13 protein-coding genes are annotated in these 12,731 nt (G+C 61.4%); 5 read left to right on the top strand and 8 right to left on the bottom strand.

The annotated features are described in order from the left end of the window. The first annotated feature begins 219 nt into the window (after positions 1-219). The 4 genes from ACR65T_RS00670 to ACR65T_RS00655 all read left to right on the top strand — a co-directional run bounded on the left by ACR65T_RS00670 (position 220) and on the right by ACR65T_RS00655 (position 3,250). Positions 220-489, top strand: coding sequence for a hypothetical protein (locus ACR65T_RS00670; RefSeq protein ID WP_434494674.1), 270 nt, complete (start codon positions 220-222; stop codon positions 487-489). Positions 490-561: 72 nt separating this feature from the next. After that, the gene (locus tag ACR65T_RS00665) at positions 562-1,146 is read left to right on the top strand and encodes a hypothetical protein (RefSeq protein ID WP_434494673.1); all 585 of its coding nucleotides are present in this window, start codon (positions 562-564) and stop codon (positions 1,144-1,146) included. Positions 1,147-1,185: 39 nt separating this feature from the next. Beyond that, positions 1,186-2,748: a porin gene (locus ACR65T_RS00660; protein ID WP_434494672.1), complete on the top strand. Its 1,563-nt coding sequence runs from the start codon at positions 1,186-1,188 to the stop codon at positions 2,746-2,748. 148 nt (positions 2,749-2,896) lie between these two features. Then, positions 2,897-3,250 (top strand): hypothetical protein, encoded by a 354-nt coding sequence (locus ACR65T_RS00655; RefSeq protein WP_434494671.1) that lies wholly within the window; start codon positions 2,897-2,899, stop codon positions 3,248-3,250. A 149-nt stretch (positions 3,251-3,399) separates the two neighbouring features. On the opposite strand, the gene ACR65T_RS00650 is transcribed toward ACR65T_RS00655, so the two are convergent. The 7 genes from ACR65T_RS00650 to galK form a co-directional block, all read right to left on the bottom strand. Continuing rightward, the gene (locus ACR65T_RS00650; protein WP_434494670.1) at positions 3,400-4,398 is read right to left on the bottom strand and encodes an MORN repeat-containing protein; all 999 of its coding nucleotides are present in this window, start codon (positions 4,396-4,398) and stop codon (positions 3,400-3,402) included. A 155-nt stretch (positions 4,399-4,553) separates the two neighbouring features. Continuing rightward, on the bottom strand, positions 4,554-5,396 hold the full coding sequence (locus ACR65T_RS00645; protein ID WP_434494669.1) for a lytic murein transglycosylase: 843 nt from the start codon (positions 5,394-5,396) through the stop codon (positions 4,554-4,556). 120 nt (positions 5,397-5,516) lie between these two features. After that, complete coding sequence (locus ACR65T_RS00640) at positions 5,517-5,741, bottom strand: hypothetical protein (RefSeq protein ID WP_434494668.1); 225 nt, start codon at positions 5,739-5,741, stop codon at positions 5,517-5,519. Between the two features lie 306 nt (positions 5,742-6,047). Beyond that, complete coding sequence (locus tag ACR65T_RS00635; RefSeq protein ID WP_434494667.1) at positions 6,048-6,713, bottom strand: 3-oxoacid CoA-transferase subunit B; 666 nt, start codon at positions 6,711-6,713, stop codon at positions 6,048-6,050. Then, positions 6,713-7,369: a CoA transferase subunit A gene (locus ACR65T_RS00630; protein WP_434494666.1), complete on the bottom strand. Its 657-nt coding sequence runs from the start codon at positions 7,367-7,369 to the stop codon at positions 6,713-6,715. Before ACR65T_RS00630 ends, ACR65T_RS00635 begins: the two co-directional genes overlap by 1 nt. Next, positions 7,366-8,430, bottom strand: a complete 1,065-nt coding sequence (locus tag ACR65T_RS00625) for a UDP-glucose--hexose-1-phosphate uridylyltransferase (protein WP_434494665.1) — start codon at positions 8,428-8,430, stop codon at positions 7,366-7,368. Before ACR65T_RS00625 ends, ACR65T_RS00630 begins: the two co-directional genes overlap by 4 nt. Positions 8,431-8,439: 9 nt before the next feature. Beyond that, positions 8,440-9,603, bottom strand: coding sequence for a galactokinase (gene galK / locus ACR65T_RS00620; protein WP_434494664.1), 1,164 nt, complete (start codon positions 9,601-9,603; stop codon positions 8,440-8,442). Between the two features lie 83 nt (positions 9,604-9,686). Here galK and ACR65T_RS00615 point away from each other — a divergent pair, with 83 nt between their 5' ends. Continuing rightward, positions 9,687-11,666, top strand: coding sequence for a beta-galactosidase (locus ACR65T_RS00615; protein ID WP_434494663.1), 1,980 nt, complete (start codon positions 9,687-9,689; stop codon positions 11,664-11,666). Between the two features lie 8 nt (positions 11,667-11,674). On the opposite strand, the gene ACR65T_RS00610 is transcribed toward ACR65T_RS00615, so the two are convergent. Beyond that, entirely contained in the window at positions 11,675-12,691 is a 1,017-nt protein-coding gene (locus ACR65T_RS00610) for a magnesium transporter (RefSeq protein WP_434494662.1), read from the bottom strand. Positions 12,692-12,731: the final 40 nt, after the last annotated feature.

Raw genomic sequence — 12,731 nt, 5'->3', positions numbered from 1 at the left:
GTCCCTGGCTGAATCAGCTTGATGACATTATCGTTGGACACGGCGTATCACTCCTTCAATGGAGAAGTGGAGGCTCGAACACCCCCACGATACGCCGCCTTACCGATTCATGCTGTCACCAACTTTCGGCCATAGCTCGCGCCGGTGGGCTTCTGCCAACTGGCGCTCGCGAATTTTCGAGGGCGGCATGAGCGGAATTCGCTCCAAAGGATCAGTCCAATGAAGCCAATCCTACAAGCCGCCCTCATCGCTCTTGTCGCTTTCTCCGCATCCGCGTCGCCCGCCGACGCAGCCAAGAGTCACAGGCAGCGACGACCTGTCGCGGTTGTAGCGGATGACAGTTCGCCGGCATGTCTCGGCGGCTATCTGGCGCAGACGGAAGCCCAGGACTACCTCAGAGACGACATCTGGGTTTTGGAGCCGGTTCCGGGCAGCGACAATCGCCCCTATCGCTTCGACTGTCGGCAGCCGGTTTTTCTCAGGCGCTAGTTCTTAGCGCCGAGTCTTTAAAGAGCGCCCTCGCGCGCTTGATCGTCATTGTTCGAGAGCTGGGAATAGAAGATGTCGCGAACCTCGCTTTTAGCCGCAATCTTCCTCCTGAGCGTTATGAATTCCGCCTTTGCGCAGATGGCGACGCAAAGCGCGCCTTTCAATTTCGCCATAGGCATCACCAGCGGATCGCAGTCGTCCATCGACCTTTCACAGTCGGGCTTCGTGAACGTCTATTACGGAATTCAGGACTCCAATCAGGCGAATCAAGCGGTGATCAGCCAGAACGGCCTCAACAACTATTCGCAGATGCAACAGATCGGCGACTCCACGGGAGCGTCTAGCGGCAGCGCGAGCCTTCGCGGCGACGGTGCGCGTTATGGCGGACAGAATTACGCGTCCGTGACTCAGAACGGCTTGGAGAACAGTTCGCAGATCACGCAAATGGGGGGCACGAATGTCGCCGCCGTTGCGCAAAACTCCGCCGTCGGCCATGGGGCCGCGCCTCGGGTGCAAATTCCGACCGACGGTCCAATCTACCAGTCCTATCAAACCCCGGAAGGTTATCTCTCTCTTTTCGCCACGGACAGCATGAGCCTGGCGATCTGGACGCCGCCAGGTCTGACGGCGACGAACAGCTTTGGACGAATGCACTGACGACGAACCTTTGATCGTAATGTCCAAAGGACTGGCTCCGTGAAAACGCGAATAAAGATCGTCGCAACATTCGCCTGCGCCGCCGGAATGGCTGGCGCTTCGGCGGCGCGCGCGCAACCGGCAAGTTTCGACAAGGGCGTCGACGCATCGATCCTGGAAGCCACACGCGCAATCGAAGAACTGAACGCCGCATCAAAAACGCGCGTGAAAGAGAAACGTCCCGCCAATCAGCCGGTAGCAAAAGCAGCGGCGCGGCCCGTTGTGAGAATGACCGGGCCATGCAACTTGAACGGCAATACCCAGTTTTTTCAAATTCCCTATATCGGCTTTTGCGGCGCGGTCCATGGATCCTTCACCGGATTCCTGGGCAAGGACTTTGCGACCGAAGACATTGCGTTCACGACGCAGCGGCTTCCTGCGTATCGATACGGATGGAGTGGGCTCGGATTGAGCGCCGCTGTGCCGATGTTGTACTATTATAAGAATCCGCTCGTCCGCAACGAAACGTCCGGCGCTTATACCGGCACTTACAGCATGGTGAATTTTCTGGCGTTCCGGAACACGGATTACGGAACGATCTCCGTGTTCGTTAACGCGGGATTGTTCGCCAGGACGGAAAAAAATTATCAAGGCGAAACGCGCATCACCCTGAATCAGATCAACGGGCACTATTGGAGAGGCGCCTTTGATCAGGCCTGGGTTCAATTCGGCGGGCTGCGCGTCGGACTGCAGCCCTCGCTCTTCAGCTTCAGCCGCACCGGCTACACCTTCATGCCCGGCTATGCGTCCTATCTCACGACGCCGGCGATTTCGTACACCCACAGAATCGAAAATCTCAACATTCTGCCGAGTCTCTTTCCGCGCTTGGGCGCCTCGATCAGCGTTTCGGCTGAAGACCCGACGATGAGGCGTTATCCGGAAGGCGTTCTATCAAGATATCCTACAGGCATGGGGGGCTATCCGGATTTCGTCGGGCAACTGCGCGTCGGCGCGCCCGCCTTCGTCGTCCACGCGTCGGGAGCGATGCACGAAATCAGGGATGTTTCCGCCAACACGTACAATTCGTTCATGCCGAAGAACGCCACTTGGGGCTGGGCTGCGCAGCTTGCCGGCGAATATCGTTGGAAGTGGAGCGGGCTCGTTGGTCCGATTGGCGGCGAGATGTACGGCAAGGCGATGCTGGCGGCGAGCGCGACTCAAGGCGCGCTGTCGTACCTCGGCATTCCGTATATGTCGATCGACTATGTGAGCAGTTCGACTGGAACGATCCAGAGGAGCACTGGACAGTCGATCATGGGATCCTACGAACATCTCTGGACTCCCGTGTTCAAGACTTCGATCACCGGCGCGGCGTTTCAGGCCTACATGGGCTCCGCCCCGGAATTTCTCGGATTCGGCAACGTAGCTTTCGGCTTCAATACGCAAGTCAGAGGTCAGCGCGTCGTCGGAAACGCCGAATATTGGGCCGGCGAGGGATGGGCGTTCGGACTGGAAGGCGGCTGGACATGGAGCCAGGCCAACGGCCAATACCTCGGCGGACGCGGTCTGCCGGTGGCCGTCAATTTCCCGAACGTCCTCACCTATATGCGGAAGGCTTTTTGACGAGGCCGGAGACATGTGGCGTTTCGGCCACATCGAGAATTCTATCGCAGTTTGTCGAACTCGAAACGATCGACCGCAGCGCGCTGCAAAGCTAGGGTGACAGTAGCCAGTACCGAACACTGAACGCTAACTTCCAGGGACCAGATCCATGAAAAAGCTGATCGCGACAATATCCTTGTGCATGCTGGCGGCCGGACCGGCCCTCGCCGACGGTCAGAACAATAATCAGAACCAAGCTCAGGCGTACGGCAATAATTATTCGACGGTCACACAGATCGGCGTGAACAATAACGCCGCCGTCGTCCAAAACGGCTCGGTTGCCGGAAGCCTCGTCGATCTTGGATCGGGCAACCAGAATCAGAGCAATGTAAGCATCGATAAGCAAGCCTTCGCGATCGGCAGCATCATCGACTCCGCAGGCGCGACGATCAGCAAGACGGGCTCGGACAATGTGAGCCTAAATAATAATTCGCAAGCCACGATCGTCACGCCCATCCAGTAGGCGCAGAGAAGCGAAAGACGGCCGAGACTCTATAAACCCCAGCCCCGCGGGCTGGGGTTTGCGATTTCATGCACTTCGCGTCAGCAAGGCGGCGCGCCCTGGCGATCACCTATGATCCTGCGCCCGCTGGCGAACCGAGCCTACGCGGTCTATTGGGGCTGATATTTGCCCGCGCTGAACAGTCCGGTCTGCGACTGCCCATCGGGCAAGATCATCGTTCCCTGCCCGTCCGGCTCGCCATTCTGGAACTCGCCGCGGTAGGAGGCGCCATTCGGCAGGGTGAGAATGCCCTTGCCGTGCGGGCGTCCGTCGCGGAATTCGCCCACATATTTCTTGCCGTCGGGAAATGTGTAAGCGCCCTTGCCGACGATCCGGCCATTGACGAATTCGCCGCTGTAGCTTTCGCCGTTGGCGATCGTGTAAGTGCCTTTGCCGTGACGAACGCCGTTGCGGAACTCGCCGACATATTGTCCGCCGGACGCGAACGTGATCGCGCCGCGCCCGGTCGCTTTTCCGTCGCGGAACTCGCCCGTATAAACGTCGCCGTTTGGAAACTTCAGTCCACCGACGCAACGCTTCCAAGGCTTGGCCAAGCTGACGTCGCAAGGCGGCAGACCGTTTTTCGGCCCCTTCTGTTCGCTTTGCGCCGCGCTGCCGGCTTTCGGCTTCACCGCAAGTTCGCCGTCTACGAACTTTCCGGTGAATTTCTTGCCGTCGGGCATGGTGACGGCGCCCTTGCCATGGGGAACGTCATCCTTGAACTGGCCGACATAAATTTTTCCGTCAGCGGCGACCAATTTGCCCTGCCCGCTTTTCTTCCCGTCTTTGAAATTGCCGGTGTAGGACTCGCCGTCAGGATGTGTGATGGTTCCCTTGCCGTTTGGCGCGCCGTCGCGGAATTGGCCCTCATATCTCTTGCCGTCCGTGAACATGAGCGCGCCTTTGCCGTTGGCTTTGCCGCCCTTCATCTCTCCGATATAGCGGTTGCCGTCCGGCGCCGTTATGACGCCGAAGCAGTGCTTCGAGATGTTTTCTTCCGTGCATTTGGGAACGATTTGCGCCGACGCTGGAAGCGAGCCGACAGCCCCCGCACAAAGCGCAAGCATGAATATGCCGTGGCGAAATTTGGAGACTGAGGCGTAAGGCATGGCAAAACCTGCGCTGGTGAGGCGGCGGAACCGTGAGCCTTATAGCCCAGTCGTAATTTAGAACAACGAACTTTTTCAAGGAAGAATTTGCTAAAATCCGCGAGAGCGGATCGTTCAGCGGTCTTTGGACATGCGCCTTAACAGCGCGACGCGGCTCATTGCGCGCCCGCGAGCTTCGTCGCCAGCAGGGCGATCGTTTTTACGTAGACGCGCGCCTGATTCCACTCGAGCAGAATCGCGAAGTTCGGCTCGCCTTCATTCCAGCCCGCGCCAGAGCGCCAGCCTTTGCCCTTGAGGAAATTCGCCGTCGAGGCGAGCGCGTCGGGCGTGGATCGTATGAGATCGCGTCTGCCGTCGCCGTCGAAATCGACGCCATATTTCAGATAGGAGGAAGGCATGAATTGCGTCTGGCCGATCTCGCCAGCCCAGTCGCCGCGCATCTGCGCCGGAGACATATCGCCGCGCTCGACGATTCTCAGCGCGTGCTTCAGCTCTTCGTTAAATTGCGCGGAGCGCCTGCAGTCATAGGCGAGCGTCGCCAACGCCTGCATCGTCCTGAAGCGCCCATTGTCGGCGCCAAAGCCCGTTTCCAGTCCCCAGATCGCCACGAGCACCGCTCCGGGAACGCCATAGCGCGCCTCGATCTGTGCGAGCAGGGCCGCGTGCCGCTGAAGTAGCGCCCGCGCCTTGCTCAAGCGGGCGGGCGTCACCAGGCGACTCGAAAACTTCTCGAAACTTTGGTGAAAAATCCGCTGTCCGCGGTCGCGGCCAATCACCGCGTGATCGTAGGTTACGCCGGCCAGCGCGGCGTCGAGCGTCCGCGGCGAAACGCCTTCCGCCGCGGCGTCGCGTTTCACCTCCTCGAGCCATTGGCGAAAACCGGCCGCAGACGATCCGCAGGGCGCGGCGCGCGCCGATACGGCGCAAGCGCCCAAAGCCAGCGCGCTGGCGGCGAGTAACGCGCCCCACGCCTTGGCGCTTTTCGACAGCCGGTTCATGGCCGGCAGTTTAGTGGGCCTGCGAAGGCGCTGCAATCAAGCTGCGTGCAACCTCACAGCGCCCGACGACCTTGGCGGAATGCGCGGCCAGCGCCGGCATTCCTCAAGCGAAGAGCTGAATCAGCGGCGCTTTGCCCTGAACTGGCGTTTGCAGGCGCTTGAAAGCTCGTTCATATGCGCGCGCAGGCACCTTTCGACGGCGATCGCATTGGGCTCTTCCGCCGCGCAGAACTTGTGGGAATCGCGCTCGCATGCCGCGCGCTGCTTGTCCATCGTCCGGGCTGTCGCGGGGTTGAACGCGGCGAGGCCAATGAAGGCCGCAAGAAGGAAAATCAGCTTGCTCATAGATCGACTCTTTGCTGTTGGCGCTTGACCGCCGCGGTTCAAGAGCGGCGCGGCCAAAGCGACAAGTGTAGCGGCTCCAGCCAATATCAAGGGCGTCGAGGCAAGGGCGTCGAGGCAAGTGCGCCGCACGGCCTACGCGATCAGCGGCGCATCGACGAACTGATGCTGATCGAGACAAAGAAGCCCGAGTCGGCTCCACAGATCATTGCAAATTCGAGACGCAAGAGAACGCCAACCGGCGTAGCGCTTTCAATCACTGAGAGTTCCGAAGCGCTTGTGCGCACAGACGCTGAGGCGAGTCGTCGTTCAGGCGGGCCTATCGACGATCGGCATCTCAGGCGTAACTTCCGGCACGATCAGCCGCGCGCCGGTGCAGGCGACGATATCCGCGACGCTGACGCCGGGCGCGCGTTCGCGTAGCGCCAGCCCTTCATCGGTCGACTCGATGACCGCGAGCTCCGTCACGATGAGGCTGACGCGCCGCGCCGCGGTCGGCGGCAAGGTGAGAGTTTCGACGATCTTCGGCTCGCTCTTGGCGACGTGTTGCATCGCTATGATGACGCGCTTTGCGCCCGCGACGAGGTCCATGGCGCCCCCCATCCCCGGTGTAAACTTTCCCGGAATCATCCAGCTGGCGAGATGTCCCGCGGCGTCGACCTGCAGCGCGCCGAGCACCGCCATGTCGACATGGCCGCCTCGAATCAGCGCGAAGCTCGTCGCGCTGTCGAAACTGGCGGCGCCCGGCAGCGACATGATGAGTCCGCCGCCGGCGTCAATGAGATCGCGATTCTCCATGCCATCCGGCGGCGGCGCGCTGAAGCCGATAAGGCCATTTTCGCTCTGCATGGCGACGGACATCCCCTTTGGGATGAAACGCGCCACGTGAGTCGGCAGGCCGATCCCGAGATTGACGAGCATGCCGTCGCGCAGCTCCAGGGCGACGCGGCGCGCGATGATTTCCTTGGCGTCCATCAGCGCGCCCTGCCCACGATGTGCGTGACGAGCACGCCCGGCGTGCGCACCGCGTCGGGCGGAATGACTCCGACGGGCACGATCTCGTCGGGTTCGGCGATGACGCAATCGGCGGCGAACGCCATGACCGGGTTGAAATTGGCGGCCGTGAGTCGATAGGTCAGATTGCCGTAATAGTCGGCCTCATGCGCGCGCAGCAGGGCGAAATCCGCCCGCAGCGGCTTTTCGATGAGAAAGCGTGCGCCGTCGATCTCAACCATCTGCTTGCCTTGCGCGACGACCGTTCCCACGCCGGTCGGCGTCAAGACGCCGCCAAGCCCCGAGCCGCCGGCGCGGATTCGTTCGGCGAGCGTGCCTTGCGGTATGAGCTCCACTTCGATCGCGCCGGCGCTCATCAACCGCTGCGTGGTCGGATTGGTGCCGATATGCGAGGCTTCAACACGCGCAACGCATCCCGCTTCGATCAGCCTGCCGACGCCGACGGTCGGATAGGCGGTGTCGTTGCCGATGATCGTCAGTGCGCGCGCGCCACGCGCGACGAGCGCGTCGATCAACCGATCAGGCGATCCGACGCCAAGAAAGCCGCCGATCATGACGCGCGCTCCGTCGGGAACGAGGTCGGCGGCAGCTTCGACGGCGATCGCGCTTTTTCTCATCTCGCTGAACCCTGGCGCGTGCGCTTGTCGAGATAATGCGTTTCGGAAACCTCACGCAGACGCGCCGCCGCCGTTTCCGGCGTGATGTCGCGTTGCGGTTCGCCAAGCATCTCGAATCCGACCATGAATTTCCGCACGGTGGCCGAACGCAGCAGCGGGGGATAGAAATGCGCGTGAAAATGCCAGTTGGCGTGCGGCGCGCCGTCGGTGGGGCGCTGATGAAATCCCATTGAATAGGGAAAGTCCGTTTCGAATAGATTTTCGTAGCGAATGGTCACGCGCTTAAGGATTTCGGCAAGCGCCCTCGCCTCGCTGCCAGTCAATTCGTCAAACGAACCGATATGCCGTGTTGGGATCACCATGGTTTCAAACGGCCAAATCGCCCAGAACGGCACAAGCGCAACAAAATGATCGTTACCGCAAACGATTCGCTCGCAGAGGCTTTGTTCAAGCTCGAGATAGTCGCACAGGAGACAGGAGCCGTTTTGGGCGAGATATGCGCCCTGCCGCTCCGATTCCTTGGCGGCTTCGTTCGGTATGCTGTGCGTCGCCCAGATCTGGCAGTGCGGATGCGGATTGCTGGCGCCCATCGCCGCGCCGCGATTTTCGAAAATTTGCACGTAGTTGATCGCATCGAGGGCGCCGAGCCGCATCGTTTCGTCGCGCCATGCGTCGACGACGCGAGTGATCTCTGGGACGCTCATGCGCGGCAAGGTCAGATCGTGGCGCTCGGAAAAGCACAGCACGCGGCATCGGCCGGTCTCGCTTTGCGCGACAAGAAGTCCGTCTTGAACGATCTCTTCCGCTGACGCCTGCGGCGTGAGCGCCGCGAAGTCGTTATCGAACGCGAAAACGCCCTCATAGGCCGGGTTGCGTTCGCCATTCGCCCGCTCGTTTCCAGGACACAGATAGCAGGACGGATCATATGTGGGCCGATCCGTTGCGCGATCCTTTTCGACCTGGCCTTGCCATGGCCGGCTGGTCCGATGCGGCGAGACGAGCACCCATTCGCCCGTGAGCGGATTGAGTCGGCGATGCGAGGCGTTACTCAGCAAAGACACGAGCCGCTCCTAATCGCCGACAGGGCCCGCGCCGGGACCGGGAACGCAGGTGAGGATGGGCGGCGTCACCCCAATCGCTGCGCGATATCTGTCGGCCATCGCCTGCGCGAAAGCTTCCGCGCGGCTCGCCTCCACGAGATTGATGGTGCAGCCGCCAAATCCGCCGCCCATCATCCGCGCGCCATAGACACCCGGAAGGCTGCGCGCGATATCGACCATGAGATCAAGCTCGGCGCAGCTCACCTCATAGTCGTCGCGCAGGCTTTCATGCGAAAGATACATGAGGCGGCCGCACTCCTTAAGATCCCCCGCGTCCAGCGCCGCGGCGGCGCGCAACGTCCGGTCGATCTCGCCAACGACGTGCCGCGCGCGGCGAAAGACGAGTGCGGGCATCGCGTCGGCGTGTCGCATCAATTGGGCGAATGTCACGTCCCGCAGCGCCGCTATTCCATCGATCCGCGTCGAGAGAACCGCGACCGCGCGCTCGCAGTCCGCGCGGCGCAAATTATATTCATCGCTCGCGAGCTGGTGGCGCACCATCGTGTCGCAAAGGACAAGACGCGCGTTCGGATCGATCGCAACCTTCCGCGAAACGAGACTGCGACAGTCGAGCAGCAGGGCGCTCCCAGCGACGGCGCAGCACGATATGTATTGGTCCATAATGCCGCAGCGAACGCCAACGAACTGATTTTCGGCGCGTTGACAGATTTTGGCGAGTTCGACTCTGTCGACCTCGCAGCCGGAGATCGTCAAAAGCGCGAAGCCCGCGGCGACTTCGAACGCCGCCGAGGCCGAAAGTCCCGCGCCGATGGGCAGATTTCCGTCGAGGACGAGATCGGCGCCGCTGAGTTCATAGCCGGCGCGTTCTAGAAAGATCGCGACGCCACGCACATAATCGGTCCAATCGCCGCGCGGCTGTGCGTTCGCATCCTCGAGATCGAATTCGACGACTTCGTCCATGATCAGCGAGCCTATGCGCAAGCGCCGGTCGAAGCGCGGCGCGATGGCGGCCCAGATCGAGAGGTCGAGCGCCGCCGGCATGACGAAGCCGTCGTTGTAATCGGTATGCTCGCCAATGAGATTGATGCGGCCCGGCGCCCGAAAAAGGCGCGGCTCGCGCTCGAAACTGCGGCGGAAGGCGGCTATCAGATCTTGCTCGATCCTCGACTCCATTCCGGCCACAGTCCCATTGTCATCAAACCGTCAAGGCGACGCCGCATCGGATCGGCGGTAGGGGATCAAATGATAGACCGCGCATGACACGTCAACGCCTTGGCGTTTGCTACTATCCTGAACATTGGCCTCAGTCACGCTGGAGCGAGGACGCGGCCATGATGAAGGGGATAGGTCTTTCCTTTGTGCGGATTGGCGAATTCGCCTGGTCACGGCTGGAGCCGAACGAGGGCGCCTACCGTTTCGAGTGGCTGAGCCGCGCCGTGGATACGCTGCATCGCGCCGGGCTCAAGGTCGTGCTCGGAACGCCGACGGCGACGCCGCCGAAATGGCTCGTCGACAAGATGCCGGAGATGGCGGCGCTCGACGCCGATGGCAGGCCGCGCAAATTCGGTTCGCGCCGCCATTATTGTTTCAGCCACGAAGGCTACGCTCAAGAATGCGACCGCATCGTCGAGCATCTGGCGCGAGCTTTCGGCGGCCATCCCGCCGTGGCGGCGTGGCAGACCGACAATGAATATGGCTGCCACGACACTGTGCTGAGCTATTCGCTGGCCGCGCTGCAGGCGTTTCGGCGATGGTGCGAGGCAAAATATCGCTCGATAGAAACGCTGAACGAAGCCTGGGGCAATGTCTTCTGGTCGATGGAATATCGACGTTTCGACGCGATCGAGCTGCCGAACCTGACCGTCACCGAAGCCAATCCGTCGCTTCTGTTAGATTTTCAGCGTTTCTCGTCCGATCAGGTCGTGGCCTTCAATCGACGCCAAGCGCGGATCATCCGGCGTCATGCGCCGGACGCGACGATCCTCCATAATTTCATGGGCGCGTTCGTCGACTTTGATCACTATGCGCTGTCGGATGATCTCGATATCGCCGCGTGGGACAGCTACCCGCTCGGCTTTCTCGAACGCTCTTCTCGAGACGATACCTTCAAGCTGCGCTACATGCGCGTCGGCGATCCTGACTTTCAGGCCTTTCATCACGATCTCTACCGCGCCTGCGGGCGCGGCCGATGGCAGGTGATGGAGCAGCAGCCGGGACCGGTGAATTGGGCGCCGTGGAATCCGGCTCCCGCCAAGGGCGCCGTGCGGCTCTGGACCTTCGAGGCCTTTGCCGCCGGCGCCGAGGCGGTGAGTTATTTTCGCTGGCGGCAGGCGCCTTTCGCGCAAGAGCAGATGCACGAGGGGCTGCTGCTGCCAAACGCCGCGCCGAGCGAAGCCTATGATGACATCGCGCGTATTTCGAAGGAACTCGACGCTCTCAACGCGCATGTCGAAACGGCGCACGCGCCAGTGGCGCTGATCTTCGATTATGAAAGCGCCTGGGCGTGGCGCATCGAGCCGCAAGGTCAGGACTTTTCTTATTTCGATCTTGTCATGTGCTTCTATCGGGCGCTGCGGCGCGCGGGGCTTTCCGTCGACGTCGTTCCGCCGACCGCGGCGGCGATCGCTGATCGAAGGCTGATCATTATCCCCGCGCTTTTTGCGCCGTCTCACGACTTCGCCGAGGCGCTGGCGAAAAGCGGCGCGACGGTGTTGCTTGGCCCGCGCACGGGATCGAAGACGGCTGATTTTCAAATACCCGCGGAACTGCCTCCCGGAATTTTGCGAAGCGTGATCGACATTCGCGTCAGACGAGTCGAAAGCCTTCGTCCAGGCGTACGGATTACGCTCTCCGGACAAGGCGCTTTCATGCGGTGGCGCGAATTCTTGGCTTTCGGCGAGAGCGTCGCGCCCGTGCTTGTCTCGGAGGACGGCGAGACTGCGCTCGCGCGATCCGACAACGTCTTTTATCTCGCCGGTTGGCCCGACGAAGAATTGCTGAGAAGCGTGCTGCGACGAGTTTTCGTCGTCGCCGGCATATCGACGCTCGATCTTCCGGAAGATATCCGCGTCCGCGACAATGGGGCGATGCGCTACATTTTCAATTACGGCGCGACGACGGATATTTCGGCGCTGGTCGAGGAAGAAACTCTCTTGATCGGCGAGCCGATTCTCGAACCTTGCGGCGTCGCCGCCTTCAGACGCGCACCGATCGCTGAATTCTTCGAAGTCTCTTAACGAACGGCTCAGAACACAAGAAAGGAAGCGACGACGAAGTAGGTCAGTAGCGAAAAGGTGTCCTGCACCACGGTCGCGACCGGGCCGGAGCCGAGCGCTGCGTCATAGCCGAGCCTTGCAAACAACCAAGGCATTAGAAATCCGAACGCCGTGGCGATGGTGCTCGCGACCGCCAGCGAAATCCCGACGGTCGCGGCAAGGCCCACGCTCGAAAAGAAGAACCAGACGATCGGAAAAGCGAGACAGCCAAGCATCGCTCCGAGCAACGCTCCGGTGCCGAGTTCGCCCGCAAAGAGCGGCAGCAGGGCGGAATCGGTCAGGGACAGCCCGCGCACGACCACGACTTCCGACTGCGTGCCAACGGAATCGGCGAGATAGATGATCGCCGGGATAAAGAAGGCGACCGCGATATGCGCGCTGAGCGCAGTTTCGAAGCGCGACATCATCGCGGTCGCAGCGGCGCTGCCGGCCATGCCGACAAGCAACCAGGGCAATCGATAGAGCGCGCGACGGTGCGGCGCGGCGGTCAGGGCGTCTTTTGCGGCCTCCGACTTGCCGAGGATGCCCACCATATGATGCAGATCCTCGAGATGCTCGTCGCGCAAGATGGTCATGAGCGCGCGCGCCGGCACGGCGCCGAGGAACCTCCCTTCCGCATCATCACAGACCGCCAATATTGACAGACCTGCACGAATGGCGACGCTCGCCGCAACTTCGCGATCGGCGTCGAACGAGACGCTATAGGCTTGGGCGTTTCGCGCGATGTCGTGCAGCGGCGTCGTCTCCGGCGCCCCAAGCAGATCGCGTATGGCGACGACGCCAATGAGGCGACCGTCTTCGGCAAGCACGAAAACATGCGAGGCGTCGTCGAAACGCTGGCCAATCAACCGCGCCCGCGCCTCGCCGGCGCTCTCCCGCGAGCGGGCCACCGGCACAGAGGTCACGAGATAGCGCCCCACGGTCTGGCCGTTCGTCTCCACTGGAGGCAGGCGGTCTAGCGTCGGGATACGGGACATTACGGTCATGGCTTCTTATGTTCTGAGAGACAAGCGGCGTCCGGGCCGA

Source organism: Methylocystis sp., assembly GCF_051061285.1.
Classification (GTDB): domain Bacteria; phylum Pseudomonadota; class Alphaproteobacteria; order Rhizobiales; family Beijerinckiaceae; genus Methylocystis.
Note: the sequence above shows the minus strand (reverse complement) of the source record. Positions and strands in the feature narration are given on the sequence as shown.